Origin of the sequence: Pseudanabaena sp. Chao 1811 (genome assembly GCF_027942295.1) — a bacterium.
In the GTDB taxonomy this organism is placed as follows: Bacteria; Cyanobacteriota; Cyanobacteriia; order Pseudanabaenales; family Pseudanabaenaceae; genus Pseudanabaena.
Window position 1 is genome coordinate 702,998 of record NZ_CP101416.1, and the last position, 25,323, is coordinate 728,320.

The 25,323-nt window shown below is 42.7% G+C and carries 20 protein-coding genes and 1 pseudogene; 12 read left to right on the forward strand and 9 right to left on the reverse strand.

Features of this window, described 5'->3' with window-relative positions:
* Positions 1 to 456: 456 nt before the first annotated feature.
* Together NMG48_RS03400 and NMG48_RS03405 are read right to left on the reverse strand one after the other, a co-directional pair.
* Positions 457 to 2,661, reverse strand: a complete 2,205-nt coding sequence (locus NMG48_RS03400) for a GumC family protein (protein ID WP_271253989.1) — start codon at positions 2,659 to 2,661, stop codon at positions 457 to 459.
* A gap of 59 nt (positions 2,662 to 2,720) precedes the next feature.
* The gene (locus NMG48_RS03405) at positions 2,721 to 3,836 is read right to left on the reverse strand and encodes a glycosyltransferase (protein ID WP_271253990.1); all 1,116 of its coding nucleotides are present in this window, start codon (positions 3,834 to 3,836) and stop codon (positions 2,721 to 2,723) included.
* A 607-nt stretch (positions 3,837 to 4,443) separates the two neighbouring features.
* Here NMG48_RS03405 and NMG48_RS03410 point away from each other — a divergent pair.
* On the forward strand, positions 4,444 to 8,175 hold the full coding sequence (locus NMG48_RS03410) for a WD40 repeat domain-containing protein (RefSeq protein ID WP_271253991.1): 3,732 nt from the start codon (positions 4,444 to 4,446) through the stop codon (positions 8,173 to 8,175).
* 121 nt (positions 8,176 to 8,296) lie between these two features.
* Here NMG48_RS03410 and NMG48_RS03415 read toward each other — a convergent pair whose 3' ends face one another.
* Both NMG48_RS03415 and NMG48_RS03420 read right to left on the reverse strand, forming a co-directional pair.
* The gene (locus tag NMG48_RS03415) at positions 8,297 to 9,433 is read right to left on the reverse strand and encodes a glycosyltransferase family 4 protein (RefSeq protein ID WP_271253992.1); all 1,137 of its coding nucleotides are present in this window, start codon (positions 9,431 to 9,433) and stop codon (positions 8,297 to 8,299) included.
* Positions 9,434 to 9,524: 91 nt separating this feature from the next.
* A complete protein-coding gene (locus tag NMG48_RS03420; protein ID WP_271253993.1) occupies positions 9,525 to 10,223 on the reverse strand; it encodes an Npun_F0296 family exosortase-dependent surface protein in 699 nt (232 codons plus the stop codon).
* Between the two features lie 529 nt (positions 10,224 to 10,752).
* Between NMG48_RS03420 and NMG48_RS03425 the strand changes: the two genes are divergently transcribed.
* The 5 genes from NMG48_RS03425 (at position 10,753) to galE (ending at position 14,592) form a co-directional block, all read left to right on the forward strand.
* On the forward strand, positions 10,753 to 10,971 hold the full coding sequence (locus NMG48_RS03425; protein WP_126387761.1) for an indolepyruvate ferredoxin oxidoreductase subunit alpha: 219 nt from the start codon (positions 10,753 to 10,755) through the stop codon (positions 10,969 to 10,971).
* Between the two features lie 493 nt (positions 10,972 to 11,464).
* Positions 11,465 to 11,926, forward strand: coding sequence for a ribosome maturation factor RimP (rimP, locus tag NMG48_RS03430; RefSeq protein WP_271253994.1), 462 nt, complete (start codon positions 11,465 to 11,467; stop codon positions 11,924 to 11,926).
* Positions 11,927 to 11,967: 41 nt separating this feature from the next.
* Complete coding sequence (gene nusA, locus NMG48_RS03435; protein ID WP_271253995.1) at positions 11,968 to 13,209, forward strand: transcription termination factor NusA; 1,242 nt, start codon at positions 11,968 to 11,970, stop codon at positions 13,207 to 13,209.
* Positions 13,210 to 13,225: 16 nt separating this feature from the next.
* Positions 13,226 to 13,513 (forward strand): YlxR family protein, encoded by a 288-nt coding sequence (locus NMG48_RS03440; RefSeq protein ID WP_271253996.1) that lies wholly within the window; start codon positions 13,226 to 13,228, stop codon positions 13,511 to 13,513.
* An 89-nt stretch (positions 13,514 to 13,602) separates the two neighbouring features.
* A complete protein-coding gene (gene galE, locus NMG48_RS03445; RefSeq protein ID WP_271253997.1) occupies positions 13,603 to 14,592 on the forward strand; it encodes a UDP-glucose 4-epimerase GalE in 990 nt (329 codons plus the stop codon).
* 74 nt (positions 14,593 to 14,666) lie between these two features.
* On the opposite strand, the gene NMG48_RS03450 is transcribed toward galE, so the two are convergent.
* The 3 genes and pseudogenes from NMG48_RS03450 to NMG48_RS21775 form a co-directional block, all read right to left on the reverse strand.
* A complete protein-coding gene (locus NMG48_RS03450; RefSeq protein ID WP_271253998.1) occupies positions 14,667 to 14,948 on the reverse strand; it encodes a 4a-hydroxytetrahydrobiopterin dehydratase in 282 nt (93 codons plus the stop codon).
* A gap of 191 nt (positions 14,949 to 15,139) precedes the next feature.
* Entirely contained in the window at positions 15,140 to 16,597 is a 1,458-nt protein-coding gene (locus NMG48_RS03455) for a serine/threonine-protein kinase (protein WP_271253999.1), read from the reverse strand.
* Positions 16,598 to 16,612: 15 nt separating this feature from the next.
* Positions 16,613 to 16,660, reverse strand: a pseudogene (locus tag NMG48_RS21775) (hypothetical protein); the annotation flags it as partial.
* A 101-nt stretch (positions 16,661 to 16,761) separates the two neighbouring features.
* Between NMG48_RS21775 and NMG48_RS21610 the strand changes: the two are divergent.
* Both NMG48_RS21610 and NMG48_RS03465 read left to right on the forward strand, forming a co-directional pair.
* Positions 16,762 to 17,076: a chlorophyll A-B binding protein gene (locus NMG48_RS21610; protein ID WP_345961222.1), complete on the forward strand. Its 315-nt coding sequence runs from the start codon at positions 16,762 to 16,764 to the stop codon at positions 17,074 to 17,076.
* A gap of 93 nt (positions 17,077 to 17,169) precedes the next feature.
* On the forward strand, positions 17,170 to 17,916 hold the full coding sequence (locus NMG48_RS03465) for a metal ABC transporter ATP-binding protein (protein WP_271254000.1): 747 nt from the start codon (positions 17,170 to 17,172) through the stop codon (positions 17,914 to 17,916).
* Between the two features lie 167 nt (positions 17,917 to 18,083).
* On the opposite strand, the gene NMG48_RS03470 is transcribed toward NMG48_RS03465, so the two are convergent.
* Positions 18,084 to 18,944, reverse strand: coding sequence for a pentapeptide repeat-containing protein (locus NMG48_RS03470; protein ID WP_271254001.1), 861 nt, complete (start codon positions 18,942 to 18,944; stop codon positions 18,084 to 18,086).
* A 419-nt stretch (positions 18,945 to 19,363) separates the two neighbouring features.
* Here NMG48_RS03470 and NMG48_RS03475 point away from each other — a divergent pair, with 419 nt between their 5' ends.
* Complete coding sequence (locus NMG48_RS03475) at positions 19,364 to 20,194, forward strand: IS982 family transposase (RefSeq protein WP_271254002.1); 831 nt, start codon at positions 19,364 to 19,366, stop codon at positions 20,192 to 20,194.
* Positions 20,195 to 20,227: 33 nt separating this feature from the next.
* On the opposite strand, the gene NMG48_RS03480 is transcribed toward NMG48_RS03475, so the two are convergent.
* Positions 20,228 to 21,979 carry a succinate dehydrogenase/fumarate reductase flavoprotein subunit gene (locus NMG48_RS03480; protein ID WP_271254003.1) on the reverse strand — a complete coding sequence of 584 codons (1,752 nt, stop codon included), beginning with the start codon at positions 21,977 to 21,979 and terminating at the stop codon, positions 20,228 to 20,230.
* Between the two features lie 522 nt (positions 21,980 to 22,501).
* On the opposite strand from NMG48_RS03480, the gene NMG48_RS03485 reads away from it, so the two are divergent.
* The 3 genes from NMG48_RS03485 (at position 22,502) to NMG48_RS03495 (ending at position 25,304) form a co-directional block, all read left to right on the forward strand.
* Positions 22,502 to 23,683: an aspartate aminotransferase gene (locus tag NMG48_RS03485; RefSeq protein WP_271254004.1), complete on the forward strand. Its 1,182-nt coding sequence runs from the start codon at positions 22,502 to 22,504 to the stop codon at positions 23,681 to 23,683.
* Positions 23,684 to 23,762: 79 nt separating this feature from the next.
* Positions 23,763 to 24,614 carry a prolipoprotein diacylglyceryl transferase gene (gene lgt / locus NMG48_RS03490; RefSeq protein ID WP_271254005.1) on the forward strand — a complete coding sequence of 284 codons (852 nt, stop codon included), beginning with the start codon at positions 23,763 to 23,765 and terminating at the stop codon, positions 24,612 to 24,614.
* 96 nt (positions 24,615 to 24,710) lie between these two features.
* Positions 24,711 to 25,304, forward strand: coding sequence for a DUF2232 domain-containing protein (locus tag NMG48_RS03495; protein ID WP_271254006.1), 594 nt, complete (start codon positions 24,711 to 24,713; stop codon positions 25,302 to 25,304).
* Positions 25,305 to 25,323: the final 19 nt, after the last annotated feature.

Consider the following 25,323-nt stretch of genomic DNA (forward strand, 5'->3'; position numbering starts at 1 on the left):
GAACTGAATAGAACTTCTGGAATTTTAGAAATATTATTAGCTTTTCTTGAATATACTTATCCCTTAATTCCCAGAACATAGCAACCACTATAAGTTACTAAAAGGTCATACTAAAAGTTATATAAAAGTTATATAGCAAGCCTAAATCAATCGTTAGAAGCTCAGGAGCATGACAAGAGAATACAGCTCTTTGCCTTGCCTACAAAGGATTTAGGACTACTCTAGCAAAGTTTGATTGAGGCTCTAAGCTATGGCGATCACCACTTCAGTCTTCAGACATAGAACTACTGCACAACTCCACTCTGGGATCTAAATTGGTTCTAATTTCTCTAGATATATAGCCCTCATCTCTAGCCTATCTTCCGCAGGAGAGAGGAACAAGAAAATAATTGGTGTTGCACCCTCTCTCCCTCATACGAAAGGGTGAGAGATGGGGGGTACATGTACAATCAGTTATCAATTAGAATCACGATCTTCTTCTTCCTCTTCCTCATCGCTCGCCACAGATTTATAACTATGGGGTAGTTCCTTTACAGCATTAGCAATCACACCAATGAGATTTAGTTTCTGGAGAATAGAAATAGCTTGAGAAAACTCACCACGAGTAATGCGATCAATCCTCGCAACTGCTACTACGCCACCACTACAAGACGCAATCTGAATTGTATCCACTGTTCCCAAAATTGGAGGTGAGTCAATAATTACAAGATCATATTCCTGCTCAAAGCTCGAAATTAATTTTTGCATCCATTCTGAACTAAGCAAAGTGACCGAATCACTAGGAATTGGACCAGACGTAAGTATATCAATAGTAGTATTCGATGATTGAATGACATCTCGGCTGTCAATACTACCTTTACTCGCAAGTAATGTCGATAGACCTCTTTCATTAGGCAAGTTGAGCTTTTTATGCAGGGTTGGGGCTCGCAAGTCTGCATCAATTAATAGCACCCGTTTATGTAATCGTGCCGCACTAGTAGCGAGTCCAAGAGCAATAGTGGATTTACCTTCGTTAGGCAATGCCGAGGTAATCACAAGCGATCGCACAGTTACTTCTTGGGAATAAGTATTTAGCTGAATATTTTTATAAATTAAATCGAGAGACTCTCGGAAAGGGATCCACTGCACAATCTCAATTGTCAGTGGTGAAACCGATTGTCCCTTGAGAAATTGGGGCAGAAAATTAGCATTTGATTCATCAGCTTGCAAATACTGAGGAGTCATCCCTAATAAAAACAAAGAAGATATTTGCTGCTCTAGTTCATCATAGGTGTGCATCGTATCATCCTGCATATCTCTGACAAATGCGGCAATCCCACCAAGAAACAAGCCAGCAACAACACCTAGTAATAAGTTTCTGCGTAATGCTTCCGTTGCGTCTGTAAAACCAAGCCCTGGCTCCTCAACTACTTGCCAATCAAAACCACCACGAGCAATTTCCAAACTTAGCTCTTGACGGTTTTTCAGTAATGTTTGCAAAGTATCCTGTTGAATTTGCAGTTTTGGCTTTAAAGATTCGTATTCACCTAACAGTTTGGGTAGTCGATTAATTTCTGTTCGCAGAGCTTGCTCCTGATTGGCTAGAGAAGTCAACCGAGTTTGTAAGAGAGTTTGTTGAGTCTGTGCTTCAACAATTTGCGATGCTAAATTGATATCAATCCCACTTAGTTGATCGCCATTCCACTTAGAAGACTTAGCTAAGTTAGCATCCCCTAAAATACTTTTTCTTTCTTCATCAAGACTTACTTTTTGCTGATTAAACCTTAGCTGTAGGGCTTCAACGACAGGATTATCATCTGTAAACCTTGCTTTCTCCCGATTAAGGGCAACTTCTGTAGCTTGCATTTCTGATATTAGAGCTTGATAGCGTTGCGACTGGTTTAGTCGAGTTATCAACACAGCATCCTGTGACGATAAGTTTAGCTTTTGCTGCAAGGACGCAAGCCTAGCATTTACCTGTTCATATTCAAGTTTGGTATTGCGCTGCTGTTGCTCAATTCCGCTTAAAGCTGATGTAATTTCTGCAACCCTCTGACTAGCATCAAACAAATTATTTTTGCGGCGAAACTCTTGAATTAGTTCAGTTACATCAGCAATACTTTTACGAACTTTAGTAACTTGCTCATCAATACCAGCTAAGCCCTTTTGTAAGCGTTTTTCCTGTTGTTCTCGGTTATAGTCTGTATATACTTTTTGAAAAGCCCTTAAAACTTGGCGAGTTCTGACGGGATCCTTAGATGTATATTGGACTTCCACAATTTTAGTAGGGGCTTCTTTACCACCTAGCATCCCAATTTTTAATGATTGCAGGTCAAACACCGTGATGTCAGGATATTCCGCAGCCAGTAGGTTGGCGGCTTTTTGAAACATCGAAGAGCTTTGTAACAGAGTTAACTGAGTTGCATAATCAATTTGCACATTAGAATCAACAAATGATGAAGCCGAAGAATTAGATTTATAAGTTGATTCAACCAACAATCGCATTGAGCTAGTGTACTTAGGCTTAGCAATAATATTCATGAATACCGCGATTGCTAATCCTAGGCTTAGTCCACCTAAAAGCCAAAAACGCCTGCGCACCAAAACTGCCAAAATCTTCCCATAGCCAGGATCTTGCTCAGAGATCACGGGTTTATTTGATTGCACAGTGGATATATTCATTGTCGTATCCTATGGAAGATGTCTATGGTAAAGCAAATTAACTCTAAGTAACCTGTTGATTAAGTTTTGAATATCTCTTGATGAGTACTTTTACTACTACAAATTTCTCCTATTAGCTGATCAACCTTATCAAAAAACACTGCTTCGGCAAAATTTGCGATCGCATGATCGCGAATTTTGGCATAGTTCCAATCCATATCTTGGGCTGTGATAATAGCCTTAGTCAAGGATTGAGCATTTTGCTGCTCAAACAAAATACCCGTAAGTCCTGCAACTTGGGTATCTAATACTCCTCCAGCACCATAGGCAATTACAGGAGTACCACTAGCATTTGCCTCAATGGGGACTAGTCCATAATCTTCTAACGCAGACACTACTACAAACTTTGCCTTTGCCATCAAATTACAGCGTTCAAGATCACTTACTTGACCTAGAAATTTAATATTGCTATGGGCTTGAGCCTGTAAATGCTTCATTTTAGGACCTTCCCCTGTAATGATTAGAGGTAGCCCTAGGTCGTTAAACGCTTCAACAATTATATCAAGGCGCTTATAGCTGATATGTCGTGAGCAAACAAGATAGTAATCATCCTTTTGATCGGAAAAAGTAAAGCGGCAATCAGCGATCGGATAGTTAATGACTAATGCTTCCTTTTTATAAACATCTCGAATACGTTGTGCAACTGTGGTGGAATTAGCAATGTAGTAGTCAGGAGATTGAGCATAGTCAAAATCCTGTCGTCGCATGATTTTAAAAATCAGCTCAATTAGCGGTTGAAGAAGGCTGTATACGCCATATTCACGGAGGTAAGTATTTGTATCCCAGAGAAATCGAGTAATGTTGTGGCAGAAGCAAATATGGATTGCATCTGGTCTTTTTTGGACACCTTTGGCAAAACTAGAACTGCTGCTGATAATTAAGTCATACTCCTTAAGGTTTAAGGATCTAAAGGCAGCATAGTAAAAGGGGGCAAATAGGCGAAAGTATTTACGGGTTCCAGGGACATTTTGCAAAAATGTGGTGTGGACATGGCGAGCGCCCAATTGAACCGTAGTTTCAGGATCATAGATAGATGTATAAACATCAGCAGTTGGGAAATGCTTACATATTTGTTCAAATACCCTTTCAGCGCCACCCCGTTGCGTAAGATAATCGTGAACTAGAGCAATTTTCATAATTTCCAACTGAAAAATGGTATCAATATATCGTTATATGCTTCCCATGAAACCTAATCTTTCATAAAAGCTATATAAATAAATGCTTTTATGAAAAGTCAAATTATGCCCAGAAAAAAGACGTAAAGATTTACTTTTTGTTGCCAAGGTGCTGGTTAATTTGAATTTTAGGTCTGGAAAGTAGCATCAATATGAGATCTCAGATATAGTCGCACATCTTGCCAATTTTAAAAATCCTACAGAAGCTGTATAACCTAGCGCTATGGCAATTGCGAGTAATTTAAGAAATCGCCATAAATTATTTTAATCTCTCAAATGAATTAGGATTGCTATATAAATATCTAAGTACCTCGGCATAGCTAAAATCAAAAAACCTGAGGTTTGCGCCACAGGTCTTTCAGTTTTATATTTAGCCTACTTACCTTAGCAGCCTTAAATTTATAGGTAGATTTTTGGATCTGGAGAAGATCATCAAGAATTGCTGTTCCATCAACCAGTGAGGATTACGACACCAAAAGTTACAACAAAATACCACAAAGCGTAAAACATCTTAGAATGACAAAGTAAGGTTATATAAAAGTTATATTTATATATTTAAGGCGTATACATGACGGCTGATGAAGCGGTGACATTTATAGAGTTGTCGTTAGAAGAGCGCAGTCTAACTCGTGTTGAGCAGGCTGTCTTTCTAGGAGTATGGCAAGGGTTATCCTACTCAGAGATCGCAAAACAAACTGGCTATGATGCAGGTTACATCAAGTTAGTCAGTCATAAATTGTGGCATTTGCTAACGGAAACCTTTGGCGAGAAAGTAACCAAAAGCACGGTACAAAATGTAGTCCGCCGTCAAATGCAGGGCAAAAAAGCCTTGTTAAGTAACACCATACCTAATTTAAATAATCAAACGGGTAGTCACCAAGATTGGGGTGAGGTAGTTGATGTAACTTTTTTCTATGGTCGTACTCCAGAGCTAACTACGTTAGAACAGTGGGTTGATCATGATCGCTGTCGGTTAGTGGCGATTTTAGGTATGGGAGGGTTAGGGAAAACGACTTTATCGGTCAAGCTTGCTCAGCAATTGCAAAGTAAATTTGACTTTGTGGTGTGGCGATCGCTCAATAATGCCAAAACACCAAGTGAAATGTTGGCGACGATTATTCATTTCCTATCACAGCAGCGAGAGACCCCTGATACGAGTGATCCCAATGCCTTGATCTCTCGCTTATTAGAATATTTACAACGCTATCGTTGTTTATTGGTATTAGATAATTTTGAATCAGTTTTAAAAGATGAAGCCCAAACTGGTGCATATCGTAAGGACTACGAAGGCTATGGGGCTTTGTTAAGAAGGGTTGGCGAAGTTTCCCATCGCAGTTGTTTGGTGATTACCAGCCGTGAAATGCCTGAAGAAGTCGCCACCCTAGAAGGGGATATCTTACCCGTAAGAGCTTTACAACTGCATGGTCTGGATGAACCATCGGCTGAGCGTGTCCTTGAGGCTAAGGGCATCAGGGCTATGTCGAGTGATCTACATCGACTAGTGCAATGGTATCGGGGCAATCCCTTGGCTCTAAAAATTGCAGCAACTTCCATAAAAGATCTCTATTCAGGTAGTATCCATCGTTTTTTAGAACAGAAATCGATTATTTTTAGCGGCATTAGTAATCTGATTGAGCAGCAATATCAGCGGCTAACAGCCCATGAAAAGCAAATTATGCTGTGGTTGGCGATTAACCGTGAGCCAGTGCAGCCCAATGAATTGCGTTCCGATATTGTGCCGACAATCGAACAGAATTATCTAATGATGTCTTTGCGATCACTCAAGCGGCGATCGCTAGTTGAGCATACAGCAGCAGGATTTACGCAACAGCCTGTGGTGATGGAGTTTGTGACAAACCTGTTAATTGAGCAAATTTATCAAGAAATTACCCAAGAACATCCCCTCGGAATTTTGCCCAGTATCCAGTCGAAACTCAATCGCCAACTTTTCTATTTGCGTCACTATGCCTTGATTAAAGCCACATCTAAAGACTATGTGCGCCAAAGTCAAATTCGCTTAATTTTAGAACCATTGGTTACCAAGCTGTTAGGGCGTTTGGGCAGTAAGCAAATGGTAGCAAAGGAGCTATTACAGACTCTTTCTGAGCTAAGACGACGCGAACTTCGTCCTGAAGGTGAAATGAAGTCCACCTTTGGTTATGGTGGTGGCAATATTATTAATCTGTTATGTCATCTTGGCATTGACCTGACAGGTATAGATTTTTCCTATCTTGCCATTCGCCAAGCCTATTTATCGGAAGTCAAATTACACCGTGTTAACTTTTCCAAAACAGCTTTACTTAAATCCGTTTTTGCTGAAGTAATTGGTGGTGTTCTGTCCGTTGCCTTTAGTGCTGATGGCAAATTATTAGCGATCGGCGATACCAAAGGCGATATTCATCTTTGGCGGGTGAGCGATGGAAAACCCTTACTCACCTATAAAGGGCATAAGGGATGGGTCGTTTCCGTATCATTTAATCCTGCGGGGACAGTCTTAGCTAGCAGTAGCATCGATCAGTCGATCAAGTTATGGGATGTATCGACAGGAGATTGTTTAAATACGCTCCAAGGATATATTGGTGCAGTTATGTCTGCGGCTTTTAGTCCCGATGGCACAATTTTAGCCAGTGGCCATGCCGATCGCACGGTACGATTGTGGCGTTCAGGACAATGCTTTCAGGTTTTACAGGGGCATGAAGACATTGTCGAAGCTGTCGCCTTTAGTCCCAAGGGACATCTACTGGCTAGCGGTAGTGATGATGGAACAGTCCGCCTATGGAATGTTGATACAGGTGAATGTATCCAGCTATTGGAAGGGCATCAAGATATCATCTGGTCGCTTGCCTTTAGTCACAATGGCAATGTGCTAGCCAGTGGGAGTGAAGATAAAACCACAAAGTTGTGGAACGTGGAAACAGGTAGCTGTGTTAAAACCTTTACAGGGCATACTCATACTGTTTTTGCGGTCAGCTTTAGCCATGATGGTTCTACTCTGGCAACAGGCAGTGGCGATCGCACAATTCGCCTATGGGATCTCAAGACTGCTCAATGCTTTAAGACCTTAACAGGACATAACCATTGGGTACGCTCCGTTGCTTTCCATCCCGAACGCCTGATTTTAGCCAGCAGCAGTGGTGATGAGATGGTAAAACTTTGGGAGATTGATACAGGTTTTTGCATTCGTACTTTCCAAGGACATACTGGGCGATCTTGGTCAGATCTCAGTGATAGCCAAACTTCAAGTGGTAATAATTCAAATGAACACTTGCTGAACCTATGGGAAGTTACATCAGGACAGCAATTTCGGATCTTACAGGGTTATACCAATGCTGTGCGTTCCGTTGCTTTTAATCTTGAGCAAACCATCCTCGCTAGTGGCGGCGATGACTCAATAATTCGCCTTTGGGATATCCAATCGGGTGAACGGATTCGCTCATTACAGGGTCATGCAGGACATGTATGGCAGGTTGCCTTTAGTCCCAGTGGTACTCTGCTTGCGAGTTGCGCTGAAGACTGTTCGATCAAACTATGGGATGTCAGCAGTGGTAAATGTTTAGCCACTATCAGTGAGCATCCTGATTTAGTCAGAACCCTTGTATTTAGCAATGACAGTCAACTACTGGCAACGGGGGAAACTAGTAAGGTGATTAAGCTCAGAGACATTGTGACGGGCAAATGTTTCCGAGTTTTACAGGGACACACTGCGGCAATTTTGGCGATCGCCTTTAGTCCCGATGATCGCTATATTATTAGCAGCAGTCGTGATAAAACGGTCAAGCTTTGGGACACCCACACAGGAGAATGTCTCCAAACCTTAGATTCTCTTTCCTCAATTGTTTCTAAGGTCACATTTATGCCTTCCCAACCCCATATTGTCATTGGTTGTAGTGGCAAAAAGATTTATCGTTGGAACACAAAAAATGGGGAGGTCTATCCTGATCCGATCGAACATCACAGTAATGTTCTAACTATTGCTACATCTCCCAATGGAATCTGCCTAGCTAGTGCAGGTGAAGATACACAGATCAGCCTTTGGAACTGGCAAAATGGTGATTTTATTAGTTCTTTAGTTGGACATACTGACACCATTTATGATGTGGCTTTCTCGGCTGATGGAAATCTGTTGGCTAGTAGTAGTCGTGATGAAACGGTCAAGCTTTGGGATATCAAGACAGGACAAAAAATTAGAACCTATCGAGAACCTCGTCCCTATGAAGGTTTAAATATTTACGAAGCTTCAGGCTTAACCCCCGCCCAAAAAGCGAAACTCATTGCTTTAGGTGCGATCGAGGAGAATTAATCATAGGGCTAAGTTAACGTCAGTTCGACGAAAGCGGAAAATGGTAAAAATCGCTAAGCGATTTTTACCATTTTCCGCCAATGGCGCGGCGCTTCGCGCCGCGCCATTGGCGGTATCGAAATTACGTTAAAACCTGTTCATAAACTGATTTCATTTGTCGGGCAATCACCTGCCAGTCGTAATTTTGTTTGACATAGGCTTGGCAAGCTTCCGCACTGGGAATTTGCCTTTGCCCAGACAATGCTTCGATCATGCCTTGGGCTAAATGCGCCGAGGTACTTCCCTCTAAAATCAAATCAGCATTGAACGGATTTAAAATTTCGGGAATGCCACCAATTGGTGTACCTAAAACAGGTGTTCCCGCCGCCAAAGATTCAATTACAATTAGCCCAAATCCCTCTAGAGCGACAGTCGGTACAATGCTTAGCTCTGCTGCACGATAGGCGATCGCTAAGTCTTGATCACTCACAAAACCTAATAATTGCACATGATCTTCTAATTGCAGTTCTTGAATCTGCGATCGCAAGGCATCAGCGATCGCGCCTTTACCAGCAATCAATAGCAAGACATCAGGATATTTTTGGCGTACCTTTGCGATCGCCGCAATCAAATTCTCCAATCCCATCCGATGCACTAAGCGGCGTACACAAAGGATAATCCGTCGATTCTGTTGCCACCCAAGTTTTCCCCTTGCTTGAGCGATCGATAAATCCAGATTAAATTCCGATGTATTAATCCCTCCCCCTACAATAAAAATCTTGTCTAGCGGTACATCATAGGTTTTATGTAAAATCTGGCGAAATGCCTTCGACAAAACAATAAATCCATTTGCCCTTTTATAAACCAATTTCTCGATCGCCCATTTTCCCCAAACCGATAGCTTACCTGCCCCCTCCGCTTTACTCTCTAACGCCCAAGGCCCATGAAAATGGATTACTAAAGGTATATCACCAAGGCGATCAAGAATTGGGAATGTATACAGAGCAAAATGTGAAGCAACTAAATCAATTTGGGAACTCGCTAAAGTTTGATTAAATGCTTTACGGAGACTTAGCGATCGCCGCCAAGTTGAACTATCTGCCGAAGCAAATGTCCTCACCTTTTGGAGTGAACTTTCAAAAACGCGATCGGAACCAACCACCAAGCCACTTACATCCACCCCAATCTGTGGCAAATAGTTGACACAGCCATAGTAAACACGAGCCAAGCCTCCTGCCTCTTCCAGAAACCAACTTGTACCTAGCTGTAATGTTTTCATTGGTTTTACAATATATTCATAAACTAAAAGCCAAAGATAGTATGGGTCTATCTTCGGCTTTAAAGCATTAAATTGTGTCAATTAACATCGACTATGCAATGGAACCAGCACTAGCTTGTTTTTTCTTGAGAGCCTTGCTACCGAAAAATGCTGCGGCTAAAGCAATACCAGGAATAACTACAGGAGCAGGAACTGGTCGAGGTGCGACAGCATCAAACTCGAAAGCGATTTGTTCAGTAGAGAACCTGATCTTGTCAAATTTATAGTTTGGACTGCTGGCAGTAAATGTCACATAACGATTGGATTTAGGATCAGTCCAGCTACCATTAGCATTAGCGCCAAAAACATCTGAACCAGTGAATGCTTGAATGAGTGTATTGCCATTAAAGAATTCAACTTTATTCGATGCATCAGCCGAACCCCAATAAATGGCAAAAGTACTTAATAAGGTTGGGGAATTGTATAAAATAGCACCTAAAGTAAATCCTGGTACACTATCTTCAATTGAGGGATCTGGTTGTACTGCTAAGTACTTACTGGTATCACCTAAAGGCGCAGCTTTTACATTAACACTAGAACCCGACGTAATATTTGATGCCGCAGATGCACCACCCAATTCAAACGTATAACCAGGGGCCGTACCATCATCAAAGGCAGTCAGCCCTGGGAATGGGTTAGTACCAAGGGTAGAAGTAAAAGTGATGCCAGCAGCATTAGCAGAACCTGCGATCAAGGAAACCGCAAGTACACTGGTAGCTGAGATAATTGTAGAGGATAAGTATTTTTTCATGACTCGGTCAACCTTTTTCGATAGTTTATATAGATGAGCTATAAAAAGTTCAGGTAAGCTATATGACTAAAAGATAGAGAGTATGGTCTTTAGCGATACCACCACCACCTAGAATCGTCACTTCTAAGCTACATCACTACCCAAAAAGCCTACTTTAGAGAAGATTAGACGGTACAGCAATAACATGATATTTTGCTGTCGGCTCCCCAATCAAACTCTTTAGAAGTTAATTAGAGCTAAACTCACCACAACTAATTGGAAGACCAAGTTATGGTAAATAGCCTATTTTTTGGTATCACATCTAAATTTACTAAGCAGAAAAGCTAAATTATGAGGACTACAGGGAATGTGTCATCGTAAATAAAGCCTAATCTGATTAACTCTACTTAGCTATTCATGATTTATTTGCGATGTGTACATATTACATGGGAAACATAAAGTCAGACACCTAACTTATGTGTTTTCGATACGAAAAAGTTATATATTTAGTTATACATTAGTTATATTTTACTAACTTTAGTCTTTTTCAATGGCTTATACGATCGCATCAAATATCTGTGAAGGAATCGCTGATTGCGTACCTGCCTGTCCTGTAGCATGCATTGAGCAAGGATCTGGCGCAAATAGCAAAGGTACAATTTGGTTTAAGATTGATGCCACAGTTTGTATTGATTGCGGCGTTTGTCTAGAGGTATGTCCTATTCAAGGAGCGATTGTGCCAGAAGAGCGTCCAGAGTTAGTGATCTAACCCAAAAGTCATTTTATGTCGTTTCTTTTTCCCGATCTCGAATGCGCATGATAGGATAAGGCTCAGGACTGGTAGGCAAGCAATCAAAAATAAACACTAAATAAACAAATATATTTGAAATATTTTGAAATATGTTTAAGTATATTTTTAGTTTCTGGTGTTTTACCTACGGTACGCAAGCTCCGAAGAGATACACTCAATTGCTACTTGCTGCATACTTTGCAGGTGGTACTAGAGTATATAACAGCTAAGACATCGCTACTGTGATGATTTTAACTGTGATCGGTTACAGATAAAAGCACTCGAAGAGTGGGCGATCGTCCCACTTTTTTGTTTTTAGACTAGTTTTTAGTATTCCTCAAGATGTGATGCCACTGCTTCACGCTAAGACACTATCTAGTCTGTGAAATTAGCTTTTAAAAGCTTGACTCAAGACCTCGCGCCTTATACACGCGAAGCAACGCCCACGTTATACGCTCACATTGTAAATTTTATGAGTCATCCTCTAATTCCGCAAATTTTTCAAATTGCTGAAGAAGTTGCCTCGCCCCTTGGGTTAGAGGTTGTTGATGTCGTGCTGCATACCAATAAAAACCCTGTAGTTTTGCGGGTCGATATTCGTAATCCTGAACAAAATACGGGACTAGATGACTGTGAAAGAATGAGCCGTGCGCTAGAGCCAACACTTGATGCGATTGATATAATTCCCCATGCCTATGTGTTGGAAATTTCTAGCCCCGGTGCAGAACGTCAGTTACAGGACGATCGCGAGTTTATTGCTTTCAAAGGTTTTATGGTGACAGTTAGCACAGCAGTTCCTCATGAAGGCAAACAAAGTTGGACTGGGCATTTGGTATTCCGAGACGAGACCCATGTAGCCATCAGTCTTAAAGGTCGAATTGTCAAGATTCCTCGTGAACTAATCGATCGCGTTGAGCTATCCAAAATAGAATAAAAATAGAATAAAAATTAAATAAATAAAAAGCGAGAAAATTTATGTCATTGTTGAATTTGCCTGGTTTGGGACAAATGGTAGAAGTGATTAGCAAAGAGCGTAATCTTCCCAAACATGCTGTCCAAAATGCTTTACGTGAAGCTTTACTCAAGGGATATGAGCGGTTTCGCAAGACCTATCGATCCGATGGAATTACCTTTGAAGAGGAATATTTTAATAATTTTGATGTGGAGCTTGACCTTGAGGGTGAAGGATTTCGCGTTTTAGCGACAAAAATGATTGTCGATGAAGTCAGCGATGCCGACCATGAGATTGGATTGTCAGAGGTGCGGGAAGTTGCTCCTGAAGCTCAAGCTGGTGGTACTGTCGTTGTCGATGTCACCCCTGAGCAAGGTGACTTTGGGCGGATGGCAGCAATCCAAACGAAACAAGTATTGGCACAAAAGCTAAGGGATCAACAGCGCAAGATTATCCAAGAAGAGTTCCAAGATGTTGAAGGGACAGTATTACAAGGTCGTGTACTCCGTTTCGAGAACACTTCTGTAATCGTTGCTGTTAGTAGCGGATTTGGACAACCTGAAGTTGAAGCCGAACTTCCCAAGCGTGAACAGCTTGCTGGGGAGAGACCCTATCGCCCCAATATGACCCTCAAGGTTTATTTAAAAAAGGTATTTGAAGGCTCACGGCGTGGTCCTCAGTTATTAGTCTCACGGGCAGATGCAGGGCTAGTTGTCTATCTGTTTGCCAATGAAGTCCCTGAAATTGAGGAAGAAATTGTACGGATTGTAGCTGTGGCTAGAGAAGCAAATCCTCCATCACCTGCGGTCGGGCCCCGTACTAAAATTGCGGTAGATACCCTTGAGCGTGATGTTGATCCTGTGGGGGCTTGCATTGGTGCAAGAGGGGCGCGGATTCAGGCAGTAGTAGCTGAGTTACGTGGTGAAAAAATTGATGTAATCCGCTGGTCTCCCGATCCTTCAACCTATATTGCTAACTCCCTCAGTCCTGCCAGAATTCAGGAAGTGCGCTTAATTAACGCCAATGAGAGAATTGCCCATGTGCTTGTACCTGAAGATCAGTTAAGTTTAGCGATCGGGAAAGAAGGTCAAAATGTCCGTTTGGCAGCTCGTTTAACTGGCTGGAAAATTGATATCAAAAACTTGGCAAAGTACGATTATGAAGAAGAGGATCGCAAGATTCAGGAAAGTAGCGCAAGGATTGTCGAACCTTATGATCAATCTGAGCAGGATGATGAGAATGACTATGCAGACGATCCAGAATAATAAGGAGTAAATTCGCTTGGCTCTGAAGCTGCACCGCCGTTGTGTTAGTTGCCAATGTGTCGCACTGCGAGATAGTTTTTGGCGCGTAGTACGTGTACCGATCGCTCAGGAGTATCAAATTCTGGGCGATCGCGATTCTAAGCAATTTCAAATCCAACTTGATGATGGGATGGGACGATCAGCTTATTTGTGCAAAAAACTCGATTGTTTGCAAATAGCCCAGAAGAAAAATCGCTTGGGGCGATCGCTCCGTACCCATATTCCACCTGAGATTTTTGATATCCTCAAAGCGCGGCTATCGTGACTAAAAAAATAAGTAAAATGCACGAGAGTCAGAACAATGGGCTGTAACCACTTATTCTCTAAGACAATAACGAAATCAACAGCAAAGTTATGAGCAAGCCAACAATTCTAGTCACAGGTGGTGCAGGCTATATTGGCTCCCATGCTGTCAAGACTCTGCAACAGGTGGGGTACGAGGTTTTAATTTTAGATAATTTGGTATATGGTCACCAAGATATCGCGGAAACCTTAGGGGCAGAATTAATTGTCGGCGATACCAATGATCGCCTTTTGTTAGACAAATTATTTCGCGATCGCCAGATTAGCGCTGTCATGCATTTTGCTGCCTATGCCTATGTGGGTGAATCGGTGACGCAACCCGACAAGTACTATCGCAACAACGTTGTTGGCACTTTGTCCTTGTTGGAAGCGATGGTTGCCGCTAACATCAAAAGTTTTGTGTTTTCTTCCACCTGCGCGACCTATGGTGTACCACAGCAAACGCCTATCACCGAAGACCATCCCCAATCACCGATCAACCCCTATGGGGCAACGAAGCTGATGGTTGAACGGATTTTGCAAGATTTTGATATTGCCTATGGTTTAAAGTCTGTAATTTTTCGATATTTCAATGCCGCAGGAGCCGATCCTGAAGGATCAATCGGTGAAGATCACAATCCTGAGACCCATTTGATTCCCTTAGTTTTGCAAACGGCTCTGGGTAAACGTGAGGCAATTACGGTCTATGGCACTGACTATCCCACGCCCGATGGAACCTGCATTCGTGACTATATCCATGTCAATGATCTTGCCGATGCCCATGTGTTGGGTTTGCAATATTTACTCAAGGGCAACCAGAGCGAAATTTTTAACCTTGGTAATGGGAATGGCTTCTCAGTTAAAGAAGTAATTGATGCGGCAAAACAAATTACTGGCAAGCCGATTAATGTCGTGTTTGGCGATCGCCGTGCAGGAGATCCACCCGCTTTAGTGGGTAGTAGTGAGAAAGCGCGAACAATTTTGAATTGGCAGCCTAAATATGCTGATATTAATTTGATTTTGCAACACGCATGGCAATGGCATCAAAAACGCCATTCATAAGAAAGGCTCGCGCTTTACGCAAGCCTTTTTTATGAGGATTGTGTCCCTGCCTTCGGCAGGGACACAATCCTCTACTATAAGAGCTTGTCAATTTTTTGGGCTAGTTCAAAGTCAAGGGCGCTAATACCACCTGCATCATGGGTTGTGAGATCGATGCGGACTTTGTTATAAACATTGAAAAGCTCAGGATGATGCCCCATCTTTTCAGCAACGATCGCGACCTTGCTAATAAAGCCAAAGGCTTCCACAAAATTACTAAATTTAAAGTTTTTTTGAAGTTTTTGATCAACGACTGCCCAGCCAGCTAATTGGGCGATCGCCGAAGAAATTTCCACTTCAGATAATTTTTGCGCCATAGGTTTCACTCAAATATATTTAATAAATCTCTCAGCATAGTTATAAACCAAACCGAGGTTGTTGTGTTTCCTGCTATGCGGACGGCATATAGCGCTTTTCAATCCGAGGTACAGGGTTGTGTCCCCGCCGAAGGCGGGGACACAACCCTATTAATTCACTAGATTGGTATACGCTATAACGATCTAGGAGTTCACAATTTTTCTCTACTTTGACAGCATATCTCTAGGCGATAAAGCACTATATCCACTAAGTTAAAACCTTCCCAAAAAAATAGGCTCGGCAAATGTCCGCGTGGAGCTGCGATCGCAAAGATCAGATTTTCATATTTGCGCCAGACCTTTGGGGACAAGCCGAGATTGAGCCATTTGGGTCTGCGCCATCCGACGCGATCGCTAAACTTCTCATAGATATTCGCAAATTCCCAATAGGTAGATTCTTCATAGGTTAATCTTCCTCCCAGACTCTTCCAAATTTGTTTTTGAGTGCTCCATCCAAAGTGCTGATTACTAAACTCCATCCATGCCTGATCGATCGCGATCCAAATATCACAGGCAATATTATCGATATCATCGGCAGTAAGTTCGGCGATTTTATGTTTATCAGCAAGTTCCAAAATGATTTTATTTGTAAGGCGATCGCCTTCTTGCCATTGCCCTAAACTGAGCAATTCTTGAAGTTGTTTAATTTGAGCATAGGCTTGGGAATAACTTTGAATATAGGAACTAGAACGAGGAGAGATCGCACTAACTGAAGATAGATTTAAAGATCGCAAATCTTGCAATACCTCATTAGCGGAACGATAACGATTGGCAATTGCTCTGGCTAAAAGGCGATCGAGAATATTTGCCAAATGGCTAGAAATCGGAGCCTGTAACTTTTCGCGCCAAATCCAGCGATCGCTAACATCGTCATACAGATCAAAAGGCGAAATCCCTGTTAATAAATGAATACAAGTCACTCCCAAACTATAAAGATCACTTTGAGGCACAGCCTTGCCCCTCGCTTGTTCAGGAGCCACATATTCCGCACTCCCGATTAGAGTCCCTGTGCGGCTCGCAGTATCCGTAGTAAGAGCTTTAGCTGCACCGAAATCGACTAGGACAAAATTGGTAATTGGGGATTGGTAATTGGGGATTGGTAATTGGGGATTGGTAATTGGGGATTGGATTTTTCTTTTTTTCTTTTTTTCTTTTTTCTTTTTCCTGACTATATTGTCTGGCTTGATATCACGATGGATGACTTGGCGATCGTGGATAAATTGGAGAACGGGGAGAATATCTGCTAGGAGTTGATAAATCTTGGCTTCACTGAATATGCCTTGACTCTGCAACTCGTTATAAAGATTTTCGCCTTCGATGAGTTCTTGCACCAAATAGAGACATCCCTCTTCTTCAAAGTAAGCGATTAATTCGGGGATTTGCGGGTGTGAACCGAGTGATTTGAGTTGAGAAGCTTCACTTTCAAATAGGGCGATCGCTTTTTCCATTAACTGTGGCTCTCGAAATTGCGGCAAAAATTGCTTGATCGCGCAGGGTTGCCCCAATCGTCCGAGATCGACTGCGCGAAAAGTCCGTCCCATTCCGCCCTGCCCAATTAAAGCGATCGCCTCGTATAAACCCTTAAGTTGCAAATTTTTACCGCAATTCATGCAAAATCTACATCCTTCAGGATTGTTCGGCTTCTGACAGCTAGGGTTGAGGCAGTAGGGCATATTTCCGACGGTAGATTTACATTTGTTTACAGAAAATGTAAAGTTTAGTTAATTAATATAAAGTTAGCAATCACTCAACTTCTGTAGGAAAGCAATTCATCATGGTATCTACACCAACCAAGACCCCAATTAGCGATAACGATACTTCCGAAGCAGTTACCCCAGTCGGTCTTAATGTAAATCCTACAGGGGCAGGCGTATTTGGTTTCAGTAACTTTGCCGAAACTTGGAATGGACGCATGGCAATGATCGGCTTAGTCGCTGGTTTTGCGAATGAGGTAATTACAGGTAAAGGTATTCTTGCCCAAGTCGGCATCACAGGCGGCATCAGCGTTTTGTTTGCCTTATTTTTCACTGGTTTTACCATCGCTACATTGCTCGGCTATTACACAGTAAAAGCAACTAAAAACTCCTAGAACCCATAAAAAAAGTGGTGCTTCGCACCACTTTTTTTATGGGTTTTTTATTGGTATAATTTTTGAAAACGATTATCATTTTTTGAGCAATCTATGCTTGAAGTGCAAAACCTATCTGTGAAATATCGCGAAGTGACCGCACTATCGAATATTTCCTTTAGCCTTAGTTCTGGTTCATTAGTGGGGTTGATCGGGGCTAATGGCGCAGGTAAAAGCACCTTACTCAAAGCAATGCTGGAATTGATTCCTGCTCAAAGCGGTCAGATTTTTTATCACGAACGTCCTCTGAAGCAGCAACGTCACAAAGTTGCCTATCTGCCACAGCGATCGCAAATTGATTGGGACTATCCTGTGACCGTGTGGAATGTGGTGATGATGTCACGGACGATGCACAGTGGTTGGTTTGGTCTGACAAGTCGCCAATCTCAAGAAATTGTCAAAGCTGCTTTAGAACGAGTCGAGCTTTACGATTTACGCGATCGCCCGATTAAAAATCTTTCAGGTGGGCAGCAGCAACGGGTATTTTTAGCGCGAGCCTTGGCGCAACAGGCAGATATTTTGTTATTGGATGAGCCTTTGACTGCCGTTGATAAAAAGACCGAGGCGTTAATGTGGCAAATTTACAACGAGTTAAGACAAGAGGGCAAAACTTTACTGATTAGCTGTCATGAATGGGGTAATACCCTCGATCGCTACGATCAGTTGTTATTACTCAATCGTCATTTAGTCGCCAGTGGTACACCTCGACAGGTTCTAACTCCAGAAAACATTCAGAGTGCCTATGGCGGCGCGATCGCACCCAGCACTCATGATCACTCTGAAGAATTACTGTTTTGCTAATCAAAAACTATAGCTGTCGTCACTTATGTTAGTACAAAATCAAAAACCAAGAAGAGAAAGGCGGCGCGAAGCGCCGCCTTTCTCTTCTTGGTTTTTATGTCCTGATACACTTGGCGACAGCTATAAAAGAGAGTTGTCGCGCTTTGCGCGACAACTCTCTTCATGCACTACCAAACGTCAGGTAAAATCGCATCCTGAAAATCAGTAGTTTCAGTGTTTGCACCAGTAAAATTAGTTTTGCTGAGATTAGAGCTAGTAAACTCAGCACGATTGAGATCGGCACGACTCAAATCTGCACCAATAAAATAGGCTTCACTACAATTTGTGCCACGCAGATCTGCACCCATGAGATCGCATCCACAGAGATTTGCGCGGTAGAGATTCGCCCCAATCAAATTCGCCCGACAGAGATTTGACTCACTGAGATCAATATCTACTAAGGTTGCACCGATTAAATCCGTACCAACTAGAGCAGCAACATTGAGATTACTATGGGACAGATCCGCCTCGCTCAAGTTTGCCCTGCTAAAATCAGTTCCCGCTAAATTAGCTTCACGTAACTCCGCACGACTTAAATTTGCCCCAATAAGCGTTGCCCCAATCATACTCACCCCATTTAAGCTCGACATATTGAGCTTAGCAGTTGATAGATCAGCGCGATCGAGCTTAGCTAGACGCAGATTTGAGCCACGCAGATCTGCACCACTTAAGTTTGCGTTACTGAGATTAGCTTCACTGAGACAAATCATACTGAGATGTGATGAGCTAAGATTTGAACCACTCAAATCTATACCCCTCAGATTTGCCATACTCAAGTCGGCTCCCCGTAGATTAGCTGAGGACAAATTCACCTCCCGCAGTTTTGCCCCACGCAGGTTCGCCATACTGAGATCAATACCAGATAGGTCAACGCCTTCCAACTGAATTTCGCTAAGATCAACACCACGAATATCAGGATGGGATTCCCGCCACCTGTTCCAGCTATTTACGCCTTGATTCAGCAGTTTTACAAATTCGTCGATCGCCACAGTTAATCTTTACTCGCAAAGAAATTTAGTAAACTCTAATTCATATAAAGCATAGCGCTGATCGTAATTTTCAAGTTATCGGCAACAACTCGCAAATCACAAAAGCTATATTTATATCTTCCTATGATTTTTACATCACGCATTAATAATGTATAGCAATGCTTGAACAAGGATTGCTAGCTGCACTCAGGCATTGCGATAAAAAACCATCTAGTGTGTGTCTCCGCCGCAGGCGGAGACACAATCCTCTGCTTGAAAAGCGCTATATAAGTAGCTAGGCATAATTAAACCCAAAGCTGTGGCGCACGCTGTGCGTGCGCCACAGCTTTTAGGGTTTTATATTTAACCCAAGTTGCTACCTATGGTAACAAGAAAAAAATGCTGCTACAAAGGACAAAAGCCGAGTAACAGCAAGAAAAATGAATGATGAAATTGTAGCGATTTATTGCCTCTGTGACGATATTCTCCGAGCGATGAATCATCAAGGTGATATACAGCAACAGATGAGTGATGCCGAAGTAATGACTACAGCTATAGTTGCAGTTGTATATTTTTGTGGAAATTTCGAGAAGGCAAGAAAACAGCTGTCAGAGTCACAATACATGCCAAATATGCTGAGTCGGAGTCGGTTCAATCGCAGACTCTATAGAGTTGAACCGATGCTATTGATGTTGTTTGAAGCTTTGGGACAAGCATGGAAACAACTGAACACCGAATCGGTTTACAGCATTGATAGTTTTCCGATCCCCGTTTGTGACAATATCCGCATACCAAGGTCAAAAATCTATGATGGAAATGAAGAGTATCGAGGCTATCAAGCCAGCAAGAAACGGTACTTTTACGGTATTAAAATTCATTTGATGGCTACGGAGTCGGGAGAACCTGTGGAGTTTTTTCTAACTTCAGGCTCATTTGCTGATGTTAGAGGGTTGAAAGTATTTCCATTTGCTTTACCTGAAGGCTCTGTAGTCTATGCAGATAAAGCTTACAACGATTATGAAGTGGAAGATTTATTGCTTGAAGCCGAGAATATCCAGCTCTCAGCTATGCGAAAACGCAATTCAAAACGACCTGTACCTGCCTATGTTCAATTTCTCCAGCACCATAAGCGCAAAGTAATTGAAACCACTGGCAGTTTGATATCACAATTTTTACCTAAATCGATTCATGCTGTTACTGCCAAGGGATTTGAGCTTAAAGTCATGCTCTTTGTCCTTGCTCTTAGCGTTAATCTATGGGTAGCAACTTAGGTTATTTAATTGCGCCAGCTACTTATAGGTTAATTAATACTTACGTTCTTGGGGGGTGAAGCGATCGCGATCAAGGGTTTGTAAGCTCATATCAACAGGGCGATTGCTAGTTTTTACCTTACCATCTTCTAAATAACCAAGGGTATGTTTGAGGTAATTGACATCATCGCGTTGAGGATAGTCTTCGCGAGAATGAGCACCACGACTTTCTTGGCGAGATAACGCGCTAGACATAATAATTTCGCCAACGGTAAGTAAACTCTTTAATTCGATCGCCTGCATCAGTTCCATATTAAAAACCGAGCTGCGATCATCAATGAGCAAATCATGTTCGTAGCGATCACGAATAGTTTGTAATTTCTGTAAGCCATCCTTTAAACGCTGATCATCACGAAAAATGCCACAATGCTCGGTCATCGTGTCTTGCAATTGTTGACGAATATCAGCAATGCGGGATTTACCCTGTTTTGCTAACATTTGCTTGATCTTGGCGTTAGCATCGATTAGATAGGGGCGCGACACCAGTTTGGGCATGGGGCGATCGCTGACATAGGCTCCCAATTTTTCACCCGCACGTTTACCAAAGACTACACATTCCAACAGCGAATTTGCCCCCAGACGATTTGCGCCATGCACAGATACACAGGCGGTTTCACCTGCGGCAAAAAATCCTGCGATCGGCTGACTATCAACACCAAGCACTTGACAATCAATATTCGTAGGAATGCCTCCCATCGAATAATGGGCAGTAGGTCGCACAGGTAGAGGATGATCGATACAGTCTACCCCTGCTAACCGCAAACCTTCCTCGCGCGCAAAGGGAATCCTACTCAGGATTTTTTCTTTTCCCAAATGCCGCACATCTAAATACACATAATTACCACCATTGATGCCCCGCCCTTCCATGATTTCACAGGCAATATTGCGCGAGGTAATATCACGGGGCGAGAGTTCCATGCGATTTTTGCTGATCGGATAATTCGCCATAAAGCGATCGCCTAAATCATTAATTAAGTAAGCTCCCTCACCCCGCACTGCCTCTGAAATCAGCACCCCGACAGGATATAAGCCCGTTGGATGGAACTGTACAAATTCCATATCTTGTAGAGGTAAGCCAATATTTGCCGTCAAACAGAGACCATCCCCCGTTGAAGCAAGATCATTAGAAGTAGTATTAAAAACTCGCCCATAGCCACCTGTAGCCATTAAGACTGCCTTTGCTCGAAAGACAGCTACTTCCGAAGTTTCCAAACTATAGGCAACAACTCCCTTTACTTCCCTTCCACTCTCGCCATCTTCATAGATCAACTCCATCACGTACCATTCTTGGTAAATCGTGCCACCCAAGCGCCGCAAGTTCATCACTAATTCATGGAGAATCGCGTGACCAGTCTTGTCCGCCGCATAGCAAGCGCGACTATAGGTATGTCCACCAAAAGGTCTCTGAGCAATGCGTCCATCTTCCGCACGCGAAAAGAGAACTCCTAAATGTTCCAAATCAATAATTACTTCAGGAGCCGATTGGGTCAAAACCTGTACCGCATTTTGATCCGCGAGGTAATCGGAACCTTTGATCGTATCGAAGGCATGGGTGAGCCAGTCGTCATTGTCCACATTTTTGAGTGAGGCGGCGATCCCTCCCTGTGCGGCAACTGAATGAGATCGGATCGGATGCACTTTAGAAATTAATCCCACACTAAGGTTTGGGTAGTTTTGGGCAACTGAAAGTGCTGCCCTAGAGCCTGCCAGTCCACCACCAATAATTAAGACATCATGCTCGATCATAAAATTTCTTGAAAAGATGGTTTGTCTATTTTTACAGTGAACAGAGTTTTTGGAAACAAGACTAAGTAGTTAGGCATAATAAAAAAATAGAACCAAAACCTGTAGCGCACACTGCGAGTGCGCTACAGGTTTTGGCTTTTTATATTTAATTGCACCCAGCTACTTAGAGCGAGTTTAGATATCAACATGCCTGCAACATGCTTTATATTGATCGTCTTGTTCGGTCTTTAGTATGGAGTATGGTTAATTACAGCGATCGCTAACCCACAGAAAACATTCCACGCTTGATGCCCATTTTTTGCTGGTGAGTGCGATGAAACTCAATTCAGCGTCTCAATTCAGCATAAAAGCTCAAGCATAAAATCAGCATGGGGTAAAATTGACCAGTGCAATTGCCTCAATCACCAGTGCGATCGCGAGACAATTTCTATTAAGATCGAGTTTCTACAATAAATCCAGTTGAGTTATGGTCGCGTAGCGACTAACTCAAAATATTAAACCTTATACGCTCTCAAAACACAAATGAAGACTTGGCTCAAACCCGCTCAGCGATTAGAAAAACTCCCTCAATATGTTTTTGCCCGCTTAGATGAGTTGAAGTTACGAGCGAAAGAGCAAGGTCTAGATTTGATCGATTTGGGCATGGGTAATCCCGATGGACCTACGCCTCAGCCTGTCATTGATTCTGCGATCGCTGCTTTACAAAATCCCAAAAATCATGGCTATCCCCCTTTTGAAGGCACTGCTAGTTTCCGCCGCGCAATTACAGACTGGTACAAACGTCGTTACAATGTGCAACTTGACTCTGAGGGGGAAGCCTTACCTTTAATTGGCTCGAAAGAAGGCCTAGGACATTTAGCGATCGCCTATATCGATCCGGGGGATGTGGTGCTTGTGCCTAGCCCTGCCTATCCTGCTCATTTTCGAGGACCCTTACTCGCAGGTGGCGAAATCTATGAAATGATTCTCACCGCCGAAAATAATTGGTTGATCGACCTTGCGGCAATTCCTGAAGAAGTTGCCCAACGAGCAAAGGTCATGTATTTCAACTACCCTGCTAACCCCACAGGGGCGATCGCTCCAAGAGAATTCTTTGAAGAAGCCGTTGCCTTTGCCAAGAAGTATGAGATCCTTCTAGTCCATGATCTTTGCTATGCCGAACTTGCCTTTGATGGCTATCAGCCCACCAGCTTACTAGAAATCGAAGGCGGAAAAGATGTTGGGGTCGAGTTTCATACCCTCTCCAAAACCTACAACATGGCTGGCTGGCGTGTCGGCTTTGTCGTTGGTAATCGTCACATCATCCAAGGTTTACGAACTCTCAAAACTAACCTTGACTACGGTATTTTCTCGGCAATTCAAGTAGCCGCAGAAACAGCATTGCAACTACCTGACCAATATCTAGAAGCAGTCTGCGATCGCTACAAAGAGCGCCGTGATTTTCTAATTGCAGGACTGGGAGAACTAGGATGGGATATCCCCAAAACCTATGCCACGATGTATCTCTGGATTCCTGTACCTGCGGGAATGACCTCCGCCGATTTTGCCCTCAAGGTGTTAGAAAGTACAGGTGTCGTCTTCACCCCCGGTAGTGCCTTTGGTAAAGGGGGTGAAGGCTATGTCAGAATCAGTTTAATCGCCGATTGTGATCGCTTAGGTGAAGCATTAAATCGCCTCAAGCAAGCAGGCATCAGGTACAAATAGTTGGATATAAATAATTGGAATTACATAGCGCTTTACATTCCGTAATTTTGATTTTGCAAGAAAATAGGAACAGGAAAAAGTGATTAATTTGTTGCCGTTTGCCTTTGAATTTACTTCCCCAGGTCCGATCGCCTTTGAGCTTGGTCCGATTACTGTGCGTTGGTATGGATTGCTGATTGCTTCAGCAATTATTTTAGGTACGGTATTGGCGCAAACCCTTGCAAAAAAGCGCAATGTTGATCCTGAATTAGTCGGTGATCTGGCGATCTGGCTAGTCGTAGGAGCAATTCCCTGCGCTCGTTTTTACTATGTACTCTTTGAGTGGCAGCGTTTTCAGACTCAGCCTTGGTACAAAATATTTGCCATCTGGGAAGGCGGAATTGCCATTCATGGTGCAATCATTGGTGGTGCGATCGCGGCAACTCTTTTTTGTAAGAGGCAACAGATTTCCACTTGGCTCATGGCAGATATCGTCATGCCTGCGGTAATCCTCGGACAGGCGATCGGGCGTTGGGGTAACTTCTTTAATTCCGAAGCCTTTGGCGCTCCCACGGATTTACCTTGGAAATTATTCATTCCGATCAATCGTCGCCCTCCCGAATTGATCAATGAGTCCTATTTTCATCCCACATTTCTCTATGAGTCCCTTTGGAATGTTGGTGTATTTGCTATTTTGATCTTTACTTTCTTGCGTTTCCCAAAACTGCGCACAGGCACAATCACGATGATCTATGCGATCGCCTATAGTCTGGGTAGATTTTGGATCGAAGGTTTACGCACTGATAGTTTAATGATTGGACCTCTGCGTACTGCTCAAATGATTAGCTTAAGTGCGATCGCCGCAGGCATTTTTGGCTTAATTTGGCTATACGGATTGCGTCGTCGTTTTCCCGACACAATTTCTAAAGAACTACCTACCGAAAACTCATAACTTCATTAATAAGCCCCGCTATGCGGGGCTTATTAATATAAATATTTCTTGATCACCATCCCCATGTCTCCAGCCCCATCCAAACATCCCCGCGCTATGGTAGAAACTGCTTTTCTAGCAAGTACTACCGCCATGTTGTTTTTAATTAACTATTACTTTCCCCTTGGTCCCTTGCTACGAATGCTATTTCCCTTACCAACAGCTTTAGCCTATTTACGCTGGAACGGTCGGGCTGCATGGATGGCAATGATCGTTACCTCCTTACTGCTAGCGATCTTAATGGGACCTACACGCAGCATTCAATATATTATTCCGCATGGCTTGGTGGGAGTCACTTTAGGGTATCTATGGAAACGTGATTTTCCTTGGTCTGGTTCTCTCAGTATTGCTACGGTAATTAGCTCCTTAGGAACAGCTTTTCAGTTTGTATTTCTCTCAATCCTATTGGGTGAGAACCTCTGGACCTATTCAATTGTGCAAATTACAGGATTTCTCAATTGGCTAATGCAGCTTTTGGGGTCGCTAGAACAACCAGATTTTGCCGCAATTCAAACCTTTGCGATCGCCGCGATCGTCTTTAGTAACTTTGCCTATCAATTACTAGTTCACCTAGTAGCTTGGATTGTCCTTGATCGGCTTGGCAATCCCATCCCTGCTCCCCCCAAATGGATAGAATCTTTGCTAGCTTAGTTACGAAACTGGCACTTAA

Coding starts and splice junctions, on each gene's coding strand:
- galE (WP_271253997.1), top strand. CDS start 13,603: ATGAGCAAGCCAACAATTCTAGTCACAGGTGGTGCAGGCTATATTGGC.
- NMG48_RS03455 (WP_271253999.1), bottom strand. CDS start 16,597: ATGAATTGCGGTAAAAATTTGCAACTTAAGGGTTTATACGAGGCGATC.
- NMG48_RS03400 (WP_271253989.1), bottom strand. CDS start 2,661: ATGAATATATCCACTGTGCAATCAAATAAACCCGTGATCTCTGAGCAA.
- NMG48_RS03480 (WP_271254003.1), bottom strand. CDS start 21,979: ATGATCGAGCATGATGTCTTAATTATTGGTGGTGGACTGGCAGGCTCT.
- NMG48_RS03405 (WP_271253990.1), bottom strand. CDS start 3,836: ATGAAAATTGCTCTAGTTCACGATTATCTTACGCAACGGGGTGGCGCT.
- NMG48_RS03420 (WP_271253993.1), bottom strand. CDS start 10,223: ATGAAAAAATACTTATCCTCTACAATTATCTCAGCTACCAGTGTACTT.
- NMG48_RS03450 (WP_271253998.1), bottom strand. CDS start 14,948: ATGGCGCAAAAATTATCTGAAGTGGAAATTTCTTCGGCGATCGCCCAA.
- NMG48_RS03410 (WP_271253991.1), top strand. CDS start 4,444: ATGACGGCTGATGAAGCGGTGACATTTATAGAGTTGTCGTTAGAAGAG.
- NMG48_RS03415 (WP_271253992.1), bottom strand. CDS start 9,433: ATGAAAACATTACAGCTAGGTACAAGTTGGTTTCTGGAAGAGGCAGGA.
- NMG48_RS03425 (WP_126387761.1), top strand. CDS start 10,753: ATGGCTTATACGATCGCATCAAATATCTGTGAAGGAATCGCTGATTGC.
- NMG48_RS03485 (WP_271254004.1), top strand. CDS start 22,502: ATGAAGACTTGGCTCAAACCCGCTCAGCGATTAGAAAAACTCCCTCAA.
- NMG48_RS21610 (WP_345961222.1), top strand. CDS start 16,762: ATGGTATCTACACCAACCAAGACCCCAATTAGCGATAACGATACTTCC.
- NMG48_RS03465 (WP_271254000.1), top strand. CDS start 17,170: ATGCTTGAAGTGCAAAACCTATCTGTGAAATATCGCGAAGTGACCGCA.
- NMG48_RS03475 (WP_271254002.1), top strand. CDS start 19,364: ATGAATGATGAAATTGTAGCGATTTATTGCCTCTGTGACGATATTCTC.
- NMG48_RS03495 (WP_271254006.1), top strand. CDS start 24,711: ATGGTAGAAACTGCTTTTCTAGCAAGTACTACCGCCATGTTGTTTTTA.
- nusA (WP_271253995.1), top strand. CDS start 11,968: ATGTCATTGTTGAATTTGCCTGGTTTGGGACAAATGGTAGAAGTGATT.
- rimP (WP_271253994.1), top strand. CDS start 11,465: ATGAGTCATCCTCTAATTCCGCAAATTTTTCAAATTGCTGAAGAAGTT.